Here is a 19,352-nt window from a genome sequence, read left to right as displayed (position 1 = left end):
TTAAGACTACTAAATTAAGTTTTTCACATAAACGCGATCGCACCTAGCTGTTTCCACACCTGTAGCTGGTTGATAGCCGTTGCTTTCGTATAGCTTGACGGCTTCTACTAAAATGCTGGCTGTTTCAATCCAAATTTGCTGAAAACCGCGATTTGCGATTGCTATTTCTAGCTGTTGTAACAAATATTTTCCTAAACCTAAACCTCTGACGCTGGGTAAAAGGTACATTTTGCGGATTTCAACGGCATTTTTGCCGCGATGTATGGGATAGTATGCGCCAGTTCCGACTATTTGGCTTTGGTGTTCAATTACCCAAAACTCGCCGCCTGTTGCTAAGTAACATTCCTCTACTTGCAGCACATCCCTATCAGCACCGTTGGGTTCCCAACCCAAACCGTATTCTGATAGTACATAACTAATGACTGCGGCCGCTCTGGTGCGATCGCCTTTTTCCCAGTTACGAATCAAGAAATCTTGATAATTTTCTCTCATTCCGATGTGTGGGTTAGGTTTGTACAGAAAAGTCTTCTGGATCTATATCCCAATTTATCCACCGAATCGCAACTCTAGCAGAGATAATCTTAGGTGGTACTCTGAGTGTATGTATTCTGCCCGTGCTAGGGCAAGTCATCTTCAATAAATGAATTGGTTCGACATCAACGATGCAGATTAATGTGTATGCTTGCCAAGAGTCCAGTACTTTGGCTTGTAATTCCTCACACATGTGATCATAACCGATCGCTTGAATTAACACTCGTCGCACTTGCGAGTGATTTAGCCCGTGTTCTCCATGTTCCTAAAAACAGAATTACCGAAATTATCAATGGAAAAAGAGGCATAACTGCTGATACAGCTTTGCGATTAGGTCAATATTTTGGGACTGGTGGAGAATTTTGGCTAAATCTTCAGAAAAATTATGAGTTGAGGTTAGCTGAACAAACTGTAGGTAAAGAAATTCAAAAAACTATTATTCCTCGCGTTTTAGCATCTTGAGTCACACAATTAGCATCAATTAAAAGGTACATGAAGGCATAGTATATAAATCTATGGCAGCAAAGGATATTTTTCATGATGCAGTCAGACACGCATTAGAGAAAGAAGGATGGCATATTACTCATGATCCTCTTTTCCTGCGTTTTGGTGGATTAGATATGTACATCGACCTTGGTGCAGAAAACATTCTCGCGGCGGAACGAGGTGAAGAAAAAATTGCTGTGGAAGTCAAAAGTTTTGTCAGTCCATCTGCTACAACTGAGTTTAGTACAGCTTTGGGTCAATTTCTCAAATATCAATTAGCACTGGAAGAAGAACAACCAGAAAGACTTTTATATTTAGCGGTTCCTTTTGATACTTATCGTGCCTTTTTTACTTTAGAACTACCACGCTTGCTAATTCAACGCTACCAAGTGCGATTGATTATTTTTTCTCCAGACGAGGAGGCGATTATTAAATGGCAAAATTAGAACAATATCGGCAAATAATTCAAGAACTTTTACAAAGTTATAGCGAAATTAAAGCTAGTAATGAAGAAGTAGAAGCTGAAGTTATTTTTGATCGAGAACGCGATCGCTATCAACTAGTTCATGTCGGCTGGTCAAATAAGCGGCGCGTATATGGTTGTGTTTTACATCTCGATATTAAAAACGAAAAAATCTGGATTCAGCACGATGGTACTGAAGGCGGTATTGCTTATGAATTGATTAGTCGAGGTGTACCAAAACAAGATATTGTCCTGGCTTTTCATTCTCCCTTTAAACGGCAATTTACTGAGTTTGCTGTCGGCTAATTACCCAATTTTGAATAGTAAGTGTTAGAAAAACTCTAATTTACCGTTCCCAGATTGCTGAAAATTTCAATTAAGTTACCATCAGGGTCACGAAAATGGGCGGTACGCAGTCCCCATACAGGTCTATCTAAAGGTTGGGTAACAACTGTGGCGTTACTTTCTTTGAGTCTTTCAAACACTTGATCAACGTTATCGACTGCAAAAATCAAGGCCATTTTATTTTGGCATTCCAAAGCCGAAGGTAAATAAGCACTAGGAATTGCTTCAGCCATAAAGTCTTTTCTAAATAAAGCTAGCTTGAGATTACCACCTGTGTGTAATTCAGCATACCCAGTAGTTTCATCACCCCAATCAATCCCAAAGCCCAACACATCACGGTAGAAGAGAAAACAGTCTTTATAGTTGGTTACTAGCAGCCTGATATGTGTTAACTGAAGCATAATAACTATTACAAGTATTACGTAATTATATTGTTTTATGGCTTACACGGCTTACGCACGGTGCAAGAATCATCCTAACTGTGAATTCTAGGTTCTGGATGCAGGTTTGTTAGCAGTTCACTTTCAACAATTGCTAATTCATCAAGTCGCTGCGTGACAATTTCTCGGTCAAAATAAGTATCTGCTAAAACCCAATATGTACCAAAGTGCCGTGCTTCAGAAGCCATCAAGCCTTGATAAAATTTAGCTAACTCAGGTTCAGGACAGTGCTTTGCTAAAAGTCCGAGGCGTTCGTGGCTACGCGCTTCAATTAAGCCTGTAACTAGCAAGGAATCTAAAAAGCGGTGGGGTTCGTTGGGACGGACAGCCGCTTTTAAGCCTGCACCATAAGGAGGCGGCGGTAATGGTGCTAGGGGAATATTGCGGCGTTCTAGCCACTGGTTGACGAGTTCAAAGTGTTCTAATTCTTCACGGGCGATCGCAGTTAATTCTCTTACCATTTTGGTATTAGAAGGATAGCGAAACATAAAATTTAACGCCACGCCTGCTGCTTTGCGTTCGCAGTGAGAATGGTCAAGTAAAACAATATCTAAATTTGCTAGTGCTTGTTCTACCCAAGCATCAGAGGTGGGTTGCTTTAGGGCGTTGATAGTCGGTAACACGGAAGTAACCACAGGCAGACAATTTAGCAATTACAATTTTGCTGAGTATCCCAGCAAATCGATTGTAATGGCGAATGGGGGAATTTTGTATGCGCGATCGCCCAATCAATGGACAGGAAGTATCAAGGGTGAAGTGTGAAATTGCTTTTTAGAATAAGTAAATCACCAAAGCGTAGTAATTTTCCTGCATGAGTAATTGTAACATTTGGTTGATGTTGATCAACCCTATTCGAGCAGGTGTAATTATCTATGCTTTGGTGCTTTTTTTAGCGGATATTTCCGCCATAAGGGTAAAAGTAAAGGGCTTTGAAAAGCATATAATAGCTATCAAGAAATTATTGTATCAGCCCACACAGTTTGCCCTCGATTCTTGAGATCATCTCACCCACGATCGCCATGTCAGGGAAATTTTATAAATCATCTGAGTTGGCAATATTAATTATTATTAAAAACAAAATATTTTTACATATTAAACAGCAATTTACTAAATCAATTTTTGATGATGATTGCCCAAATTTTACCAATCTATGGGTTGGCGATCGCGGAAAAATCCTCCAGTCGTGCCATCATCGGGAAGTGTCGCCAACCATACCATTGTATCCACGCCTTGCTCTGGAGTACGTGGCGCATTGGAACCACCCATATCAGTTTTTACCCAACCAGGACACATCGAATTAACTAATATATTTGTACCTGATAATTCACTGGCAAAAATTCTGGTCACGGCATTTAAAGCTGTTTTAGAAATGCGATAGCCTGGTGAACCACCTGTCATATCTGTTAATTGTCCCATTCCCGAAGAAACATTGACAATTCGCCCGTAATTTTGTGCCTGCATTAATGGAATTAATGCTTGAGTTACACGCACAACACCAAAAACATTTGTCTCAATTGTTTTAGACAAAGTGTCAATTTTGGCATTTAAAATGTTATTGCTGCCTGTTTGAGCATCAATATATATAGCTGCATTATTGACTAATACATCAAGCTTGCCAAATTGCTGATGAATAAACTGAGCTAAATTTTGACTGCTTGCTTCACTTGTCACATCCAGAGGATAAGAAATTACATCTAATCCTTCAGCTTGTAACTTGTTAGCGGCGGCTTGACCTTTATCTTCATCCCTACTCGTGAGAATTACCTTATATCCTTGTTTAGCCAATTGACGAGAGGCTTCAAATCCTAACCCACGATTTCCCCCAGTCACAACAGCAACTCTTTGACTTGTACTCATACTGATTTTCTCCAAATCATATTTTTATAGTTGCAGATTCTTTAAGATACTTGGGGAAAACGGAGATAACACCCATCGTTTGGCACAGACAATAAATTAAACCTGCATCAATACCCAAATTACCCCAGATGCAACTAACGGTACACTCAAATTATCCGTTCCGTGGGGCGATATTGCTTCTACTAAAGTGGCAAAACTAGCACTAACTAACGCTATTGATAAAGCCTTTGTCCCACTCAGAGAAACAGCTAACGGACTAAGAAATGAACCCGGTAACAACAGCAACACTAAAAACATTGCTGTTCCACTAGCTAAGAACATCGCCACCGAACCTTCCCAAGAACGCACAGATGAACCGACTTGATATTGATGTTTGCCAAAACGCTTCCCAATTAATGCAGCCAAAGCATCACCCCAAGTCATCGCCATCACTCCAGCTACCGCAATGGGGACATTATCAACTGCACCATCCGGCCGCCACAGTAAAGCAAAAAGTAGCGTCACTGAAATTGCAAAATAAACAGTACCCGGAGAACTATCTTCCGTATCCATTGCACCGACAACGCGATAACGGTACAGCAGATAATTAACGCCAATAAAACTGGCAAAAGGAATAATCCCAATTTGCCAATGTTGAAATAGCGACAGTACGCCAAACACCCACATCCCCGCACTAATATGGATAAACTTGCGGGTTAAATCAGGCTTAATTCCCAACAGCCTACGCAATCCTTCTCCCAAAACCAGTAAGCTGATGGCGTAAGTGTAAGATGCTAATAATCCGAGTAAATCACTGTTAGTCATTAATTTAAATGGATGCGCCGAAACTGGATATTTGATCAATTATTTCAACCATTTTCGCAGTTTTGTATGCACCGTTGCTAAATACCACATATAATCATCAATTTTGTAATTATTAGCCGCTTTGACTATATATTCTTGCGCTAAATCTGCCTGATTCTCGGCTTCGTAATACAATCCTAAATAAAGATGGCTATAAAAGTTACCTTTAACTCCTTCTGACTTACCAATATTTAATAAATCATCTGGTGTGCAATTTCTAGCAAATAAATCATATACATACCGCATGACACGCCGAGGATCATTATTTACAGTTAATAAGGAATTATATGCAGCTTCTACACCTGCTAAACGAGCCATACAAAGATATCGCCACACTGTTTCTTCAACATCATGACCATTAACCGTTAAATCTATTTCAAATTGTTGAACTCCTGCGGTAAATTCTTCGGCATAATAATAAGATAAACCGCGCTGCCAAAGGTAGGGAGTAAGGCGATTATCTAATTTTTCCGCCAGATCAAAATCTTGAATAGATTCATCAATTTTGGCTAGCTGAAATTGCACCATCCCCCGCCGAACATAAGCCTGGGGATTATTTTGTTGACTGCGGATGATATTGTTCCAGTATTGCAGTTGATTTTCTAAAGAATTGCGAAAAAACATGAACTAGCTAAAATAATGTGGATTAATTGGCATCATTTCAGCTTGAGTGAATCATCGTCAATCTCTATAGCTGAGGAAATTTGCGGCTAAAAGTGCCAAATTTTGACATACTAAATTCTGAGGATTATATTTTCGCTTTTTTATGTCCAACGCGATCGCCTTTCCTTGGCAACAAGCACGCATCATTCGCCACAGTCAACGCTTACTCAACAGTTTTCAGCATTGGACAGGAAGTTCTTTGTTAGATTTAGATGTGAATTTTACCCCAGAAGCAGTAGCAGAGAAATTATTTGCAGCACCATTTGTCTTAGTTTCTCACGGCACAGGAGCAGACCCCATCTTTAACTATGGCAATCATCAGGCTTTAACACAATGGGAAATGACTTGGGAAGAATTTACCCAAACGCCTTCACGAAAATCGGCGGAAGAGGTAGAACAAACAGAGCGCGATCGCTTATTATCTGAGGCAGCTACTAAAGGCTTTTGCTATTACTCCGGTATCCGCATCACCAGCACAGGTAAACGTTTCTATATCGAAGATGGCATTCTTTGGAATCTTGTAGATGAGCAGCATCAATATTGTGGTCAAGCTGCAATGTACGCTAAATCTACATTTATTACATAACTTGGGGATGAATCTTGGGCAGGATCTAGTTAGCTATGCGGAGAATCTTGCTGCTTGATATATTTTTTCAAGCTCTACCTGACTTATGATGCTAAGTTAATTGTCTGTGAAGCAGCACAAGTCAAAGATTTGTTTGGCTCTCATTGATGACTTTTATCGAGCAATTTTACTTATGGAATATCGAAACTACATCGATTATTAGCATAACCATCAAAATTTGCAAACCTTAGTTTTACTAAAAAACCAAGGTTTGCATTCCTAGTTAATGATTGAGAATGGCTATACATTTTTAATGCTCAAATAACTAAAAGCTGAGATTGGCAAATTAGCTCAAATATATTCTATTGCCATAATCAGCAAGTTAATTTTAGGTAATTTTGAAATGGGCGGATATGAGAATCTGCGAACATGAGATAATTCAATGCTCGCTCATGCAGAGCGCGCTTGCGCTAAATCCCGTATTAGCAAAGTTTTGGAGTAAATATATTCAGTCAAAGTGCTGGTTTCTTCATGATTTAGAGTTTTGTTGTTCTCAATCTGACCTAACAACAGTTTGACTAAATCTGAATCATTCAGTCCGAGAAGGGTGCTGCTTTGAGTTTGCTCGACTATAGACCAAAATTGGCGTAATATTTTGGAATTGATGAGGTTGATGTTCATTACTCTAGCTCTATCTGATGATAAGGATGTATCCGGGGCTTTGAGAATCTAAAGAAAATATTAAATTAAAAAGCCATAGGAAAAACTACAATATTACAAAAGCTTATTAAATATATGTATTTTTATATGTTCGATTAGATTTTGTCATAGAAACGAGGTCAGCCTTTGGACATTTATATGTTATGTCATGTCCGGCCAATCAGTTATGATTCAACACATCTGTGGAGAAAGATAAAACTCTTCCTCTCCTTGCCCCCTGCGGTCTTGAGGATAAGTCTTTTAGTGGACATGATATTGTAAGGATTGTCAGGCGATCGCATTTTCCCTAGACTAAGTGTCGTGACGCTGATTTAACAGCCCCAAAAGAAAATTACTCGTTCTCAAACCTGTTGAAAACGAGCACAGATGTACTTAGATGCGATACCAGAGAAATTCAAAAATCAGAAAAAAGGATAAGTACAGCACTTAAAATGTGCTGAATTATTACTCAAAACTTAAGATGTAACTCTAATTCTTCTGCTTAATTGTTTGTGACATAGTGATAAATTTACCCACAAACATGACATACTGAAAATTTCGGTATTGAGTGGGTTAAATTTAAGGTTCAGAAAGAAACTGAGTCAACCTTGTTATTGAAGAGCGGCTAAAGTTCTACTACCAATTATTCCGTCTGCTCTTAATTTTTTCGACTTTTGGAATTTAATTACTGCTGCGCGAGTATTTTTATCAAATACACCATTAACCTCTCCGGTGTAAAATCCTTTTTGCTTTAACAAATTTTGTGCAGTTTTAACTGCTTCTCCCTTACTACCTACCGTCAGTACAGTACTACGTTTAGCAACATTAGTAGACTGCTTTTTGACAGTAGTCTTTTTCACAGTATTAACTTTTTTAGTGCTATTTGCTTGGATAGTTGGTGCTGCGTGGGTAGCTGTTGTAGCTTGATTAGGTGTTTGACCTTTAGTTACAGAGTATGCGGGTAAAGCAGTAGCTATAGCTATAGCAGGAAGCAAAGCAATTACTTTCCAATTCATATTGGACTCCTTCTCAAAATGAGGAATTTTGCCATCTTATTTTGAAGAGTTATTGGAAATTTAATTTGGGCTTTCTTAAACTCTTCTGAAGACGCTGGAATGTCTTTATGTATCAATCCAGAGCTATAGCATCACACGTCTGATTGACAAATTGATTACAAAAATATGACAAAAGTATGAACTATGTATTAAAGATTGTGTCGCCTACACCATCTTTAATATATGGTTTATCCCAACCTATAGCCAATAGCCTTTTTATACTTTATACTAGTCTTTTTTTGCTTCGTTACCCAACATTTGTAATAATTTCCTCGCCACTAAAACACCGACAACGCCAGCACCGACTAATTCCACAGCCTGCACCACTTTTTTCCCAATCCTATCACTGTCAAGGTGGTGATGAAATATTTCTTCATCTAACCATTCTGTAGTGGCTTGAAAGTCATGAATTGGGGTTGGTAATAGTGTTAAATAAGTGGCTTGACGGATTAAATGTGCAGGTTCACCGACAACTTCAAAAATATTAAATAAGTTAGCAGCAGCATCATTTAATCCTAATTTTAACAGAGTGCCTCGGATATTAACTTGAGCGGGTTTGAGGTCTTCTCCGAGAGCCTGTGCTTTCAAATTGTGTGCGATATTTGCTCCTTGTTGATAAGCTACTTGGGCAGTTGGGGGTAGAGAAATATCTTCAATTGCGGCACAATCACCACCAGCAAATACTTCTGGAAAGTCGAGCAATTGTAAAGTAGGAGTAACTAAAGGTCGATGATGATGATCTCGATGTTCTGGAGGAATTGGCAACTCTTGAATTAAAGGATGAATCGAAGTGCCGGCATTCCAGATTGTCGTATAGGTTGGCAGTATTTTAGTTTCATTATTGCTTTGATATTCAACGGCGTTTGGATGAACAGCCGTAGCTTCTGCTGCGGTGATAATCTCAACTCTAATAGCACGTTTTTGTAATTCTTTCTCAGCGATTGGACGTAACGGATCGTTAATATCGCCATCGAGAATTTTTTGACCATGATTGAGAATTATAATCCGAATTTCCGCCGCATTTCCGCCTAAAGCATCGTACCAATGTGGCAGAAAATCTGCTAAAGTGGCTGCCATTTCTACACCCGACGCACCACCGCCAACTATCACCACTGTTAATAGTTGGCGACGTTGTTCTATATCTTCTGTTTGGATGGCTTTTTGCAAACAATCACGTAAATGTTTATCTAGGGCAATTGCATCTGCTTGTGTCCAAAAACCAAAGGCATTTTCTTTAGCACCTGTAACCCGATGAAAACCAGAAACACTGCCTAAAGCTAAGACTAAATTGCTGTAGTTGTAAGAGCTACCAGAAACTAATTTAACTTCTTTTTGATGTAAGTCTATAGACTGTACTGTATCTTGGACAAAGATGACTCCACTACCTCGCAGTAACTCGGAAAAACGCGGTACAACTTGTACAGAATCCATCTCACCATCAAAATATTCATACAGCAACGGCTTAAAGCAAAATCGCTCATTTTGATCGATTAAAATTACCGATCGCGGATAATGTTCGTGAGCTAAATGTAAGGCTGTAAATAATCCGGTAAAACCACCACCGACAATTACCGTTTGATAAACTGGAGTGTTCATAAAAACTCTAAAAATGTTAATTGATGATAAATGTCTATATAAAGAAAAAGAAAGCAATTAAAACTGCACTCAAAGCAATAGCAAACATCAGTGCATATTCAAATCTTCGGCTAAAAAATCCAACAGCCGCAACTAAAGTGATCGCCAAGCCAATAATCCCGACATATTGCCCTTTTTGTAAGTTACGTGCAATCAATGGGTCTTGGTTTCCCCCTGATGCTGGAGTTTCTTGAATTGCTCTTGGTGATGGTAATTCTTGAGCTAATAATTTCATAAATTTACCCTTAAACATTAAAACTTTTAAGCTCGCCATAAGTAAAGTAATGAGAACAAAAATATCCAAACAACATCAACAAAATGCCAAAACAAAGTAGTTGCACTTGCCCCAAAATGTCCGTGATTGTAATTATCGGGAATAAAAGAGCGCCCCAGCATAATTAGCTGAAGCGTCACCCCAGCTAGAACATGAAGACCATGAAACCCCGTTAATAAGTAGAATGTTGAACCAACTAATCCCGTACTTAAGCCAAAATTGAGATTATGCCATTCGATGACTTGAGCAATTAAAAAGTAACTTCCCATTGCGATCGCCATTAACCAAAGCCAACGAAATTTATTGAGATTTCCACGTTTAAGTGCATCTTCGGCTGGTTGAATTACAAAGCTACTGGAAAGCAAAACCACCGTATTAATTATCACAAATGTAGATAATTCTGGGCCAGTTATACCAGCAGGTAGCCAATCTTTGGAGTTAGTTAATCGCAAAGCAATATATGTCAAAATAAAACTCAAAAAAATTAAGCTTTCTGACAACAGAAATACGGTGAAACCAAACATTCCTTTACCATGATGGTCTTCAGTATTACCACCACCACTTGGCAAAAAACGCTGCAACCAATTTGGTAAATTTCTTCGCCACTTCTCAAACCGAATTGGACTTTCATCTATATGGATAGTACTACGGTTCATAATTTTCGTGAGTCATTTTTTCTCAGGCACAACCTACTTATACAGGGTCTTCTCTATCAGAATGTTCAATCACCGAGTATTTAGGATCGCCGTAATCGTATGGGGGTCTTTTCACAACTGGAATTTCTGTAAAATTATCTTGTGGTGGTGGCGAGGTAGTCGTCCATTCTAATCCCGTAGCGTGCCAAGGATTATTAACTGCTCTGGTTCCGTATAGCCAAGAACCAACAACATTGGCGATAAAAGGCAATGTAGATACTCCCAACAAAAACCCCCCAAGACTAGCAATCACATTCCATCCTTGAAACTGAGGGTCATAGGAAGAAATGCGACGCACCATCCCTTGTAAACCGAGTGGATGCATCGGTAAAAATGTCAGATTAGCACCCAAAAAAGTTAACCAGAAATGCAATTTTCCCCAGCCTTCGGCGTACATCCTGCCTGTTATTTTGGGAAACCAAAAGTAAATGGCTGCATAAATAGCCATCGTAATTGTATTGAAAACAACGTAGTGAAAATGTCCCACTACAAAGTAAGTATTGTGGACGTGAATATCAAACGGAGTTGCGGCCAGCATCACTCCAGTAATTCCAGCAAAAATAAACATTGCCGCACCTCCCATTGCAAATAGCATTGGTGTTTCCAGATGCAGCTTACTTTTCCAAATCGTAGCAGTCCAACCAAACGCCTTCACCCCAGTGGGTACAGCCACCAACATTGATGTCGCCATAAAAGTCATCCGCATCCAACCAGGCGTAGCACTGGTGAACATATGATGTACCCAGACAAAGATGCTAACTAAAGCAATACCCAAAGTAGCAATAGCTAGGGAGCGATAGCCAAATAAGGGGTTACGAGAAAAAGCAGGCAAAACCTCGGCAAAAATCCCAAAGGCTGGTAACGCCATAATATAAACTGCTGGGTGAGAGTAAAACCAAAACAAGTGTTGATAAATTATTGGGTCGCCATGTTCTAATGGTTTGAAGAAATTTGTCCCAAAATTCAAATCAAATAACAACAAGACCAATGCACCTGTTAAAGAAGGTAAATTAATTAACTGTAATAACTGGGCGCTAAAAACTGACCACACAAAAACAGGCATTCGGAAAAATGTCATCCCAGGGGCGCGCATCCAAAAGATAGTAGTGACAAAGTTGACCGCACCCATAATCGAAGAAATACCGATGAGTAACAAACTGACTATCCAAAACAACTCACCGTTAATCATCTGACCAGGCGGAATTTGCAGACTGACTGGTGGATAAGACCACCAACCAGACTGTGCAGGCCCATTAGGCAGCAAAAAGCTAGATATTAGCAAAATTCCCGCAGGGGGAATCATCCAAAACGAAATCGCATTGAGCAGGGGAAACGCCATATCCCGCGCGCCAATCATCAGTGGTACTAAGTAGTTAGCCAGACCCGCATTAAAAGGGATAATCCACAAGAAAATCATGATTGTTCCGTGGATAGTAAACAAAGCATTATAAAGCGGACGGTCAACTAAATTAGATTCAGGAGTAATCAGTTCGCCACGAATTAGCATGGCTAACAACCCACCAATCAAAAAGAAAACAAAGGTTGTCACCATGTATTGAACACCGATAACTTTATGGTCGGTGTTAAAGCTGAAATATTGCCGCCAGTTATTGGGAGATTTATTGTGAGCAGTTTCAGAGTCACTGACATTAGTAATATTTTCTGTACTCATGTGTCTTTACTCACTTTTTTTGCATCTGTAATAACTGAAGTTGGTGCTGGTGTGACGGTGTACCAGCTAGTCTGAAAAAATGTCTTTGGTGGTTGATTATGTTCAACAAATGCTTGACTTGTGGTTGATTTTTCCGTAGCGGTGTGAGTCAGCCATTGATTGTATGCCTCTGGAGATTCGACATATACATTGGCATCCATTAAAGAAAAGTAAGTGCCACTAAATAAAGAATCTTTTAAATGATATTTGCCTGTGCGCATGGGTGTTAAAACTAAATCGATATTGCGTCCAGGCACTATATACTGCTGCAACCGGAATTCCGGCACGTAAAAACTATGCAGTACATCTTTAGCGTGCATATTTAACCGAGTACGCCGATTTACAGGCAGATGTAATTCATTACTATTGATATTATTCGGATAATGGAAAGTCCAATCCCATTGTTTAACGAAAACCTCGATAGTTTCATCTGCTGTTTTAGGTAAATCGCTAATCTCTGTGGCATAGGCAGCTGCTTCTAAAGGCGTATGTAAATGGACTATTTGTTGCAAACCTAAAATATTTAATTGCTGATAAATATTAAAGCTTTGCAAAGCAATCCATAGGACTAATAAGGTTGGGGTTGCTGTCCACAAAATTTCTAGTCTGACATCACCTCTAGCAGGATGCCCTTCGCTGTAATCTTCTTTGGCGGCGCGAAAAAAAATTACCGAATACAGCATCATGCCCACCAACCCCAGGAATATGAAAGTTCCCACGGAGACTAAAAAGCTAAATAAACTATCTACTTTTTGTGCTTCTGTTGTAGCTTCTAATGGCATCCAAGCATAGGCTAACTGCCCCACCCAGTGACTCACAACGAGCAATACTGCAATATAAACAGCTATTAATAAATACTCTAAAAATCTAAACATAAACTCGATAAATTTGCGTTGAGTTATTTGAATAATAAATTTGGGTTAGTGCCGTTTTTAATTAACTGAGCCGCAGTCACATGAATCCCAAACTGTTCTCCTAGATGCGCTCCTAAAGTTCCGTGGACATACAAAATACCTAACATTGCTATACCTGCTAATAAGTAACTCCACTGCACTTGTTGAGCATTATTCTTACGCCAGCGATAACGTTGTAATCCTCGCCATACAGTCATAGCCACAATAACTGCTAACAAAAAAATACCGCCTAAACCATGCAACAGCATTGTCCAAGCAGCACTCAAACCCCAATCACTTTTTTCATTAACTGAGGGATTTGCTAGTAGTAATTCAAAAAAACCAAATGCAACTGTGAAAAAAGTCACAATAGCTGTGCCTAATAAGTTGTACCAACCAACATCAAAAAAGCCAGCACGGATAGCCGTTAGACCCAAAAATTTGAAGATTGGTTTTTCTAGAGGAAAAAATACTCCTGCTATATCAAACAAAATAGCGATGATAAATAAGCCTAGTGTGAGATGTACTAACTGCGGATGTATAGGAATTTCATAAGGTAGTCCATTTGCGCCTAATTGCAATTTTAAAGAGTCAATTAATTGGGAGTTCACAATCAAACTCCTTGCTTCATTGCTTGAACTAAAGGCTCGACGTGCAGTCCGTATACCCAAAATAATTTGCTGCCTAGATATACTTGCAACAAAACCAGACAAACTAAAAATGTGGCTACGCCAAGGTAAGCAGGTGGTACTTTTCGGGGGTTGCGGTTACGAATGACAAATCGCCAAGCAGCAATAGCCACAACTAGCACAGCTAATGACCAACCGATAATTGTATGAAAGTTCAATGTTGATTGAACTGCTGTATAAATTTGTGCCAGTCCTGCTTCAAACTGACCAAAAATCACTGCGAGAAAAATAGCTGCTGAAGCCACTAAAAGATTCCAAAAGCTGACTTCAAATAAACGAGAATTGTGAGTAAAATAACCGACTACATCAAAGACAAAAGAAAATAATACCATCGCAATGACAAAATGAACGATGATTGGATGTAGAGGGTCGGGATACGGGAGATTTTGGCTGTTGAGAGGCAGAGCAAGCATGGTTTAATTACTTACTTGTTTAGCAAAATAAATAAAATGGTAGATTTTTACTAGTTTTTAAATCTAGTCATTCTAGTTATTAAATAGTTTCTAAATACATGATTTTTAGACACTATCTTAGGGATGATTTCTTATAAATTTATAAATTTGGCTTTACTATCTAGTTTTTGATTTACGCCGTTATTTTTATTAACTATTATTAAGTAGATGCTCTCATGATTTCAAAGAATAATGAAATTAAAATGAAATATTTCTCATTCTTTAGTTAGAGGCAAGAGCGATCGCTACACTAACCCTTTGTATCAATATTTTCAGCGTGGCGATCGCTCTGATATCATGTCCTATTAAAGACTTATCATTAAGGGCGTATGGGAGATGGTTTTGTCGTTTCTGCACAGATAGATGTGTTGAATCATAACTGATTTGCCGGATATGATATGAAATAACAGCCATCCTTGATTCTGTAAAAAAAACAGCATGTTAAAATCATGCTGTTTGCTGTTTTATATTTATATAGGGTCTGCTGAATTTAAGCGGTCTTAAAAAATCGGATAATTTCACGCACATGATCGAGAAATTGTCCATCAGTGGAAAGTTGCGCGATCGCATTTCTGGCTTCTCGGCTTAAACGCTCATGTTCTGTTTGATTTGTCGCCCGGAGTTCTTCTAAATTAGCGAGAATTCTGGCTAATTCTTTGCGGGTTTCTTCAGCAAAACGTTGTTGGCTTGCTGGTAGTGAATAAGCCTCTTCTGGATTAAGTTGATGTTCTAAAGATTGGACTTTTTGTTCTAATTCATAAAAGCGATTTCGTAGTTCAAAAATATCTTCGCGGGGATATTTCAACTCTTGGCTAATCATAGTTAGTCTGGCGTACCAATATTCATAAGCACGAATAGCCGGACGCAGAATTGTTAATAGCAAAGCTGCACCAGAACTAACATAACCCACAGTGCTAATCCCAGTTGCCGCCAGAGTATAAAGTCCAATAGCTGAGAATAAGTGTAAAGCTAGTGCCACCCAAAGCGATCGCTTGGCTAAAATTTGCACGTATCTTACTTGTTTTCCATCTACGGTAATGCCTTTTTCCGCAGATTGCGCGGCTTCGGCTAATACTTCTTTAGCTTGAAAATGCACGTTCCAAGGTACGGTGACAATTACCAACAACCACCAAAAACTTGCACCACCAATCACCCAATCAAGAAAGCTACCCGCCGGAATATGTAACCATTGCAGCAGTCCAAAAGATACGAATACGATGGTGACAATTCCGACAATAGAACTGATAAAAAAGTTAATATACATTTTGCCCATTCTCTAGTAGAAAGATAACATTCATCATTACTTTGACTGGGCATTTACACTGAATAGATGTGCTGGTTTGATTACTTACACATATTAATTACGGGATAAGATAACTACGCCAAAGTGGTTGCTCCTGTTTGCTATTCTTATCTGGTAATAGTAGTCGCCAAGTTTTGCCTTCTTGCTGAATTTGCAAGTAAAATTCAAAAGGTTGTTCCGGTTGCGTCAACTGTCGCTGCGGTAATTTGATTGTTAAATCGTATTTGCCCTTAACGCGGAAGGCTGGTAAATTTTGAATTGTTAACGGCTTTTCTTCAATAATTTTTAGCTTTTTGACTTCCCAGCCTTGAAAGTCTAAATCAACTTTTTGACTTAGTTCTTGTTGAGTTTGTTCTAGGGCAACTGCGATCGCTTTTTGCACTAACTCTTTAGTTGGCAGTAGCCCAATACTACCACAAGCTGTTAACAGCACTAGCAAAATCGTTATGATAACCAGCCGCACCATATTTGATATTTCACTCTCCAGCGATAGTATAGCTGTATATGCTTTAAATTCTGTCATCTACCATGTCAAAACAGACTATTGGACTTGATAGCCAACTGTACAACTATTTATTATCTGTTTCGTTACGCGAACCAGAGGTGCTCCAAAAGTTACGCTATGAAACTGCCAACCATCCAAGAGGCAATATGCAGATTTCCCCAGAACAGGGACAATTCATGCGTTTATTGATCCAGCTTTTGGGTGCAAAGAAAACTCTAGAAGTTGGTGTGTTTACTGGTTATAGTTCGCTCTCTGTTGCTTTAACACTGCCTGCTGATGGTAAGGTGGTGGCTTGCGATGTCAGTGAAGAATATACCGCGATCGCCGGGAAATATTGGCACTTAGCTGGCGTTGCCGATAAAATTGACCTGCGGATAGCACCAGCCATAGAAACTTTAGACCATCTGTTAGCAACAGGACAAGCCGGAACCTTTGATTTTGCTTTTATCGATGCCGATAAAGAAAATTATGATGGTTATTACGAAAGATGTCTGCAATTGATTCGTCCGGGTGGATTGATTGCAATTGATAATGTTTTATGGTCTGGAGATGTAGCAAACCCGCAAATCCAAGATGAAAGCACTCAGGCTATTCGTGGTATTAATCAAAAGTTACGCGATGATGAACGCGTCAACCTCTCACTTATTCCTATAGGTGATGGGCTAACTTTAGCACTGAAGCGAGGTTAAGAGCAAAGTGCTGAGTGCTGAGTCAAAATACAAGTTTCTAGTTTTTAGAACTTAGAATAGTTATTTAGAAGACAATACGCTTGGGTTAAGACTAAAAACCAATTCTGGCGTAGGTTGGGGAGCCAGTGCGTTGGGCGGGTTCCCCGACATGAAGCAACTGGCGTTTGAGGAACGAAACCCAACATCCGAGCATACTTTGTTGGGTTACGCTATCGCTACACCCAACCTACTTTTCTAGTACTTTGTTGGGTTACGCTATCGCTACACCCAACCTACTTTTCTGTATTGGAATATAGTGCGATCGCTCACTAGATTAATCAAGTTTTAAGGCATTAACTGGTACTTCATCCCAAGATTTCACAGTCCGCAATGTTGCTGTCCAACCGTCTGATTTTTGTTTCTCAGTCAAATTTTTATCAAAGGATTCATGACAATCTTTGGCCTGAGACTCGTTACAACAGGCAATGCAGGCATAAATCATCCCAGATGGATCAATTTGCTCATTTACCCAAATAGTCATGGATTATTCCCTCGAACAGTCATTTTAGAATACTACCAAAGCTCAAAAAGACTTAATTGCAGCCCTAAAGAATTCTTCATTCCTCAATTCTTTTGTTGTTCAATTACCCAGTTACGGTTTTTGAGTAGCGATCGCTAATTTAGCACCTTGCACCTGACGCAAGCGATCCATTACTGCTACAACTTGACCATGATGGACTCGCTCATCAGCATTAATAATGACTAACGCTTCAGCCTTCTGTCCTTTTAATATACGTACTTCTTCAGCTAAAGAATTGAGGTCTACAGATTTGCGGTTTAAGCTAACTGTGCCTGTTTGGTCGATGGTGACGGTAATTGGCGCGCTGGATGCTTGCTGTTTTGCCATCGCCGCTTTTGGTAAATTCACTGGTAGCCCTTCTGAACGCGTTAAATACAGTGTTGACATGATAAAAAAGGTCAAAATGGCAAATATCACGTCAATCATCGGCACAATGTTAATCTGGGCTGGGATATCTGGCTCATCTGGCAGGCGCATAGTTTTATTTATCCCCTCTTTCATAGCGATGGCGGTAAAGTAATTCTAACTGTCCTCCATATTCTTGAATCCACGCGATTTGTCGCTGATAAAGTCCGCGAAAGGTATTGGCAAACAACAGTGTAAAAATAGCTACAACTAATCCCGATGCGGTGGAAACTAAGGCTTCACTAATCCCTGCTGTCACACCTGCTGTTTGCGTCCCGCCCACATCGCCAATATTCAAGGAAGCAAAGGAAGCAATTAACCCTAAAACTGTACCCAAAAGACCTAACAGTGGTGCAAGACCAATGATTGTCTCGAAGATGTTTTGAAAGCGTTTGAGTAAAGGTATTTCGGCTTGAGCTTCACTTTCTAACGCCAAGCGAAATTCTTCTGGGGTTGGTTGTTCTAATTCTAAAGCGGCTAAAAAGATGCGGGCGATGGGTAAATCTGGATTTTGCTGCAACATATCTAAAGCACCAACCACATTGTCTAGGCGATAAAGCTTTAGCACTTCTTTCACCACGCGATTTTGCCGATTATGAATTTTCACCCAAAACAAAATTCGTTCAATAATCAACGCCACTGCTAACAAAGAAAACCCCAACAGGGGCCACATGACTACGCCACCAGCTGCGAATAAATTACTAATCTGCATCTTTGTTGAGAGTCAATGGTCAATAGTCAATTGTCAATGGTTAATGGTCAATTGTCATTAGTTTTTTTCTGCGCTGCCTCTGCTTGCCCAAATGTATGAGCCGGAAACTGAAGCAAGATAACTCAGTGCATGGTTGTGGCTATATCTACGCCGTCACTTTTAAGTATTCCATCTTCCATATAAATGATGCGATCGGCGATATCTAAAATTCGGTTGTCGTGGGTAACTAGTAAAATTGTACAGCCTTGTTCTTTGGCGAGTTTCTGCATTAATTCCACTACATCACGCCCAGATTTTTTGTCGAGTGCGGCTGTGGGTTCGTCGGCTAAGACTATTTTAGGATGACTGGCTAAGGCGCGAGCGATCGCAACTCGTTGTTTTTGTCCGCCAGATAGTTTCTCTGGATAATAGTTTACACGCTCTCCCAAGCCGACTGTCTCTAACATAGCGATCGCTTTTGCATCGATATCTTGATTGAGATATTCATCGTGTAATTCTAATGACATCCGCACGTTTTCTTTAGCTGTTAAAAATGTCATCAAGTTATGCGCCTGAAAAATGTAGCCAATCTGACGACGCAGCACTGTCAATTTTTGTTTACTCGCTCCACAAATTTCTTCGCCTAAAATTTTTAAGCTTCCTGCTTGGGCAGAGCGTAATCCCCCTAATAAGGTCAATAAAGTAGTTTTACCGGAACCTGAAGGCCCGGTCATAATGACTATTTCTCCTGGATATATGGCTAAATTAATATCAAATAAAACTTGTTTTTTCAGCGTACCTACACCAAAATAATGGTTCAAGTTATTGATAGTAATTACAGGTTCAAGATTAGCAAATGAAGCAGAGTTGTTTACTGACAGAGATTCTGGCAACATAGTATTTT

28 protein-coding genes are annotated in these 19,352 nt (G+C 39.5%); 5 read left to right on the top strand and 23 right to left on the bottom strand.

Translation table 11 applies throughout. The annotated features are described in order from the left end of the window. Positions 1-9 precede the first annotated feature (9 nt). Both H6G69_RS27250 and H6G69_RS34540 read right to left on the bottom strand, forming a co-directional pair. Positions 10-492, bottom strand: a complete 483-nt coding sequence (locus H6G69_RS27250; protein WP_190692248.1) for a GNAT family N-acetyltransferase — start codon at positions 490-492, stop codon at positions 10-12. A 13-nt stretch (positions 493-505) separates the two neighbouring features. Continuing rightward, positions 506-631, bottom strand: coding sequence for a hypothetical protein (locus H6G69_RS34540; protein WP_277883476.1), 126 nt, complete (start codon positions 629-631; stop codon positions 506-508). 47 nt (positions 632-678) lie between these two features. On the opposite strand from H6G69_RS34540, the gene H6G69_RS27240 reads away from it, so the two are divergent. From H6G69_RS27240 to H6G69_RS27230, 3 genes are read left to right on the top strand one after another with little or no spacing between them, the layout of a single operon-like run. After that, entirely contained in the window at positions 679-993 is a 315-nt protein-coding gene (locus H6G69_RS27240) for a HigA family addiction module antitoxin (RefSeq protein ID WP_190692247.1), read from the top strand. Between the two features lie 53 nt (positions 994-1,046). Beyond that, on the top strand, positions 1,047-1,463 hold the full coding sequence (locus tag H6G69_RS27235; RefSeq protein WP_190692246.1) for a XisH family protein: 417 nt from the start codon (positions 1,047-1,049) through the stop codon (positions 1,461-1,463). Then, complete coding sequence (locus H6G69_RS27230; protein WP_190692245.1) at positions 1,451-1,786, top strand: XisI protein; 336 nt, start codon at positions 1,451-1,453, stop codon at positions 1,784-1,786. The genes H6G69_RS27235 and H6G69_RS27230 overlap by 13 nt, the downstream gene beginning before the upstream one ends. Positions 1,787-1,821: 35 nt before the next feature. Here the strand turns inward: H6G69_RS27230 and H6G69_RS27225 are convergent, their stop codons facing one another. The 5 genes from H6G69_RS27225 to H6G69_RS27205 all read right to left on the bottom strand — a co-directional run bounded on the left by H6G69_RS27225 (position 1,822) and on the right by H6G69_RS27205 (position 5,589). Beyond that, positions 1,822-2,229: a VOC family protein gene (locus H6G69_RS27225; protein ID WP_190692263.1), complete on the bottom strand. Its 408-nt coding sequence runs from the start codon at positions 2,227-2,229 to the stop codon at positions 1,822-1,824. 71 nt (positions 2,230-2,300) lie between these two features. Beyond that, positions 2,301-2,900 (bottom strand): tRNA isopentenyl-2-thiomethyl-A-37 hydroxylase MiaE, encoded by a 600-nt coding sequence (locus H6G69_RS27220; RefSeq protein ID WP_190692244.1) that lies wholly within the window; start codon positions 2,898-2,900, stop codon positions 2,301-2,303. Positions 2,901-3,405: 505 nt separating this feature from the next. Beyond that, positions 3,406-4,122, bottom strand: a complete 717-nt coding sequence (locus tag H6G69_RS27215; RefSeq protein ID WP_190692243.1) for an SDR family oxidoreductase — start codon at positions 4,120-4,122, stop codon at positions 3,406-3,408. A 96-nt stretch (positions 4,123-4,218) separates the two neighbouring features. Next, entirely contained in the window at positions 4,219-4,926 is a 708-nt protein-coding gene (locus tag H6G69_RS27210; RefSeq protein ID WP_190692242.1) for a diacylglycerol/polyprenol kinase family protein, read from the bottom strand. 39 nt (positions 4,927-4,965) lie between these two features. Continuing rightward, the gene (locus tag H6G69_RS27205) at positions 4,966-5,589 is read right to left on the bottom strand and encodes a hypothetical protein (protein WP_190692241.1); all 624 of its coding nucleotides are present in this window, start codon (positions 5,587-5,589) and stop codon (positions 4,966-4,968) included. A 142-nt stretch (positions 5,590-5,731) separates the two neighbouring features. Here H6G69_RS27205 and H6G69_RS27200 point away from each other — a divergent pair, with 142 nt between their 5' ends. Continuing rightward, positions 5,732-6,214, top strand: a complete 483-nt coding sequence (locus tag H6G69_RS27200) for an MEKHLA domain-containing protein (protein ID WP_190692240.1) — start codon at positions 5,732-5,734, stop codon at positions 6,212-6,214. A 429-nt stretch (positions 6,215-6,643) separates the two neighbouring features. Here the strand turns inward: H6G69_RS27200 and H6G69_RS27195 are convergent, their stop codons facing one another. From H6G69_RS27195 to H6G69_RS27140, 12 genes are all read right to left on the bottom strand, one after another. Continuing rightward, complete coding sequence (locus tag H6G69_RS27195; protein WP_190692239.1) at positions 6,644-6,874, bottom strand: hypothetical protein; 231 nt, start codon at positions 6,872-6,874, stop codon at positions 6,644-6,646. A gap of 629 nt (positions 6,875-7,503) precedes the next feature. Continuing rightward, a complete protein-coding gene (locus tag H6G69_RS27190) occupies positions 7,504-7,908 on the bottom strand; it encodes a peptidoglycan-binding protein (protein ID WP_190692238.1) in 405 nt (134 codons plus the stop codon). A 267-nt stretch (positions 7,909-8,175) separates the two neighbouring features. Next, entirely contained in the window at positions 8,176-9,543 is a 1,368-nt protein-coding gene (locus H6G69_RS27185; RefSeq protein ID WP_190692237.1) for an NAD(P)/FAD-dependent oxidoreductase, read from the bottom strand. A 34-nt stretch (positions 9,544-9,577) separates the two neighbouring features. Next, positions 9,578-9,817 carry a hypothetical protein gene (locus H6G69_RS27180; RefSeq protein ID WP_190692236.1) on the bottom strand — a complete coding sequence of 80 codons (240 nt, stop codon included), beginning with the start codon at positions 9,815-9,817 and terminating at the stop codon, positions 9,578-9,580. Between the two features lie 26 nt (positions 9,818-9,843). Further along, positions 9,844-10,512, bottom strand: coding sequence for a heme-copper oxidase subunit III (locus H6G69_RS27175; protein ID WP_190692235.1), 669 nt, complete (start codon positions 10,510-10,512; stop codon positions 9,844-9,846). 37 nt (positions 10,513-10,549) lie between these two features. After that, complete coding sequence (locus tag H6G69_RS27170; RefSeq protein WP_190692234.1) at positions 10,550-12,223, bottom strand: cytochrome c oxidase subunit I; 1,674 nt, start codon at positions 12,221-12,223, stop codon at positions 10,550-10,552. Further along, positions 12,220-13,137: a cytochrome c oxidase subunit II gene (locus H6G69_RS27165; RefSeq protein WP_190692233.1), complete on the bottom strand. Its 918-nt coding sequence runs from the start codon at positions 13,135-13,137 to the stop codon at positions 12,220-12,222. The genes H6G69_RS27170 and H6G69_RS27165 overlap by 4 nt, the downstream gene beginning before the upstream one ends. 23 nt (positions 13,138-13,160) lie before the next feature. Then, positions 13,161-13,766 (bottom strand): DUF2231 domain-containing protein, encoded by a 606-nt coding sequence (locus H6G69_RS27160; RefSeq protein ID WP_190692232.1) that lies wholly within the window; start codon positions 13,764-13,766, stop codon positions 13,161-13,163. A gap of 2 nt (positions 13,767-13,768) precedes the next feature. Further along, positions 13,769-14,257: a DUF2231 domain-containing protein gene (locus H6G69_RS27155; RefSeq protein WP_190692231.1), complete on the bottom strand. Its 489-nt coding sequence runs from the start codon at positions 14,255-14,257 to the stop codon at positions 13,769-13,771. 261 nt (positions 14,258-14,518) lie between these two features. Next, positions 14,519-14,710 (bottom strand): hypothetical protein, encoded by a 192-nt coding sequence (locus H6G69_RS27150; protein ID WP_190692230.1) that lies wholly within the window; start codon positions 14,708-14,710, stop codon positions 14,519-14,521. 76 nt (positions 14,711-14,786) lie between these two features. Further along, positions 14,787-15,560: a hypothetical protein gene (locus H6G69_RS27145; protein ID WP_190692229.1), complete on the bottom strand. Its 774-nt coding sequence runs from the start codon at positions 15,558-15,560 to the stop codon at positions 14,787-14,789. Between the two features lie 97 nt (positions 15,561-15,657). Further along, positions 15,658-16,065, bottom strand: coding sequence for a hypothetical protein (locus H6G69_RS27140; RefSeq protein WP_190692262.1), 408 nt, complete (start codon positions 16,063-16,065; stop codon positions 15,658-15,660). A 62-nt stretch (positions 16,066-16,127) separates the two neighbouring features. Between H6G69_RS27140 and H6G69_RS27135 the strand changes: the two genes are divergently transcribed. Then, positions 16,128-16,793 carry a class I SAM-dependent methyltransferase gene (locus tag H6G69_RS27135; protein ID WP_190692228.1) on the top strand — a complete coding sequence of 222 codons (666 nt, stop codon included), beginning with the start codon at positions 16,128-16,130 and terminating at the stop codon, positions 16,791-16,793. A gap of 313 nt (positions 16,794-17,106) precedes the next feature. On the opposite strand, the gene H6G69_RS27130 is transcribed toward H6G69_RS27135, so the two are convergent. From H6G69_RS27130 to H6G69_RS27115, 4 genes are all read right to left on the bottom strand, one after another. Next, positions 17,107-17,313: a glycogen debranching protein gene (locus H6G69_RS27130; protein ID WP_190692227.1), complete on the bottom strand. Its 207-nt coding sequence runs from the start codon at positions 17,311-17,313 to the stop codon at positions 17,107-17,109. A 111-nt stretch (positions 17,314-17,424) separates the two neighbouring features. Then, positions 17,425-17,829: a biopolymer transporter ExbD gene (locus tag H6G69_RS27125; RefSeq protein ID WP_190692226.1), complete on the bottom strand. Its 405-nt coding sequence runs from the start codon at positions 17,827-17,829 to the stop codon at positions 17,425-17,427. Between the two features lie 4 nt (positions 17,830-17,833). Then, positions 17,834-18,469 carry a MotA/TolQ/ExbB proton channel family protein gene (locus H6G69_RS27120; RefSeq protein ID WP_190692225.1) on the bottom strand — a complete coding sequence of 212 codons (636 nt, stop codon included), beginning with the start codon at positions 18,467-18,469 and terminating at the stop codon, positions 17,834-17,836. A 122-nt stretch (positions 18,470-18,591) separates the two neighbouring features. After that, entirely contained in the window at positions 18,592-19,344 is a 753-nt protein-coding gene (locus tag H6G69_RS27115) for a DevA family ABC transporter ATP-binding protein (RefSeq protein ID WP_190692224.1), read from the bottom strand. Positions 19,345-19,352 lie beyond the last annotated feature (8 nt).

This window comes from Nostoc sp. FACHB-110 (assembly GCF_014697425.1).
Classification (GTDB): Bacteria; Cyanobacteriota; Cyanobacteriia; order Cyanobacteriales; family Nostocaceae; genus Nostoc_B.
The sequence above is the reverse complement of the archived record's forward strand: the minus strand, read 5'-3'. Positions and strand labels throughout refer to the sequence as shown.

Coding starts and splice junctions, on each gene's coding strand:
- H6G69_RS27250 (WP_190692248.1), bottom strand. CDS start 492: ATGAGAGAAAATTATCAAGATTTCTTGATTCGTAACTGGGAAAAAGGC.
- H6G69_RS34540 (WP_277883476.1), bottom strand. CDS start 631: ATGACTTGCCCTAGCACGGGCAGAATACATACACTCAGAGTACCACCT.
- H6G69_RS27240 (WP_190692247.1), top strand. CDS start 679: ATGCTTGCCAAGAGTCCAGTACTTTGGCTTGTAATTCCTCACACATGT.
- H6G69_RS27235 (WP_190692246.1), top strand. CDS start 1,047: ATGGCAGCAAAGGATATTTTTCATGATGCAGTCAGACACGCATTAGAG.
- H6G69_RS27230 (WP_190692245.1), top strand. CDS start 1,451: ATGGCAAAATTAGAACAATATCGGCAAATAATTCAAGAACTTTTACAA.
- H6G69_RS27215 (WP_190692243.1), bottom strand. CDS start 4,122: ATGAGTACAAGTCAAAGAGTTGCTGTTGTGACTGGGGGAAATCGTGGG.
- H6G69_RS27210 (WP_190692242.1), bottom strand. CDS start 4,926: ATGACTAACAGTGATTTACTCGGATTATTAGCATCTTACACTTACGCC.
- H6G69_RS27205 (WP_190692241.1), bottom strand. CDS start 5,589: ATGTTTTTTCGCAATTCTTTAGAAAATCAACTGCAATACTGGAACAAT.
- H6G69_RS27200 (WP_190692240.1), top strand. CDS start 5,732: ATGTCCAACGCGATCGCCTTTCCTTGGCAACAAGCACGCATCATTCGC.
- H6G69_RS27195 (WP_190692239.1), bottom strand. CDS start 6,874: ATGAACATCAACCTCATCAATTCCAAAATATTACGCCAATTTTGGTCT.
- H6G69_RS27190 (WP_190692238.1), bottom strand. CDS start 7,908: ATGAATTGGAAAGTAATTGCTTTGCTTCCTGCTATAGCTATAGCTACT.
- H6G69_RS27185 (WP_190692237.1), bottom strand. CDS start 9,543: ATGAACACTCCAGTTTATCAAACGGTAATTGTCGGTGGTGGTTTTACC.
- H6G69_RS27180 (WP_190692236.1), bottom strand. CDS start 9,817: ATGAAATTATTAGCTCAAGAATTACCATCACCAAGAGCAATTCAAGAA.
- H6G69_RS27175 (WP_190692235.1), bottom strand. CDS start 10,512: ATGAACCGTAGTACTATCCATATAGATGAAAGTCCAATTCGGTTTGAG.
- H6G69_RS27170 (WP_190692234.1), bottom strand. CDS start 12,223: ATGAGTACAGAAAATATTACTAATGTCAGTGACTCTGAAACTGCTCAC.
- H6G69_RS27165 (WP_190692233.1), bottom strand. CDS start 13,137: ATGTTTAGATTTTTAGAGTATTTATTAATAGCTGTTTATATTGCAGTA.
- H6G69_RS27155 (WP_190692231.1), bottom strand. CDS start 14,257: ATGCTTGCTCTGCCTCTCAACAGCCAAAATCTCCCGTATCCCGACCCT.
- H6G69_RS27150 (WP_190692230.1), bottom strand. CDS start 14,710: ATGGCTGTTATTTCATATCATATCCGGCAAATCAGTTATGATTCAACA.
- H6G69_RS27145 (WP_190692229.1), bottom strand. CDS start 15,560: ATGTATATTAACTTTTTTATCAGTTCTATTGTCGGAATTGTCACCATC.
- H6G69_RS27140 (WP_190692262.1), bottom strand. CDS start 16,065: ATGGTGCGGCTGGTTATCATAACGATTTTGCTAGTGCTGTTAACAGCT.
- H6G69_RS27135 (WP_190692228.1), top strand. CDS start 16,128: ATGTCAAAACAGACTATTGGACTTGATAGCCAACTGTACAACTATTTA.
- H6G69_RS27130 (WP_190692227.1), bottom strand. CDS start 17,313: ATGACTATTTGGGTAAATGAGCAAATTGATCCATCTGGGATGATTTAT.
- H6G69_RS27125 (WP_190692226.1), bottom strand. CDS start 17,829: ATGCGCCTGCCAGATGAGCCAGATATCCCAGCCCAGATTAACATTGTG.
- H6G69_RS27120 (WP_190692225.1), bottom strand. CDS start 18,469: ATGCAGATTAGTAATTTATTCGCAGCTGGTGGCGTAGTCATGTGGCCC.
- H6G69_RS27115 (WP_190692224.1), bottom strand. CDS start 19,344: ATGTTGCCAGAATCTCTGTCAGTAAACAACTCTGCTTCATTTGCTAAT.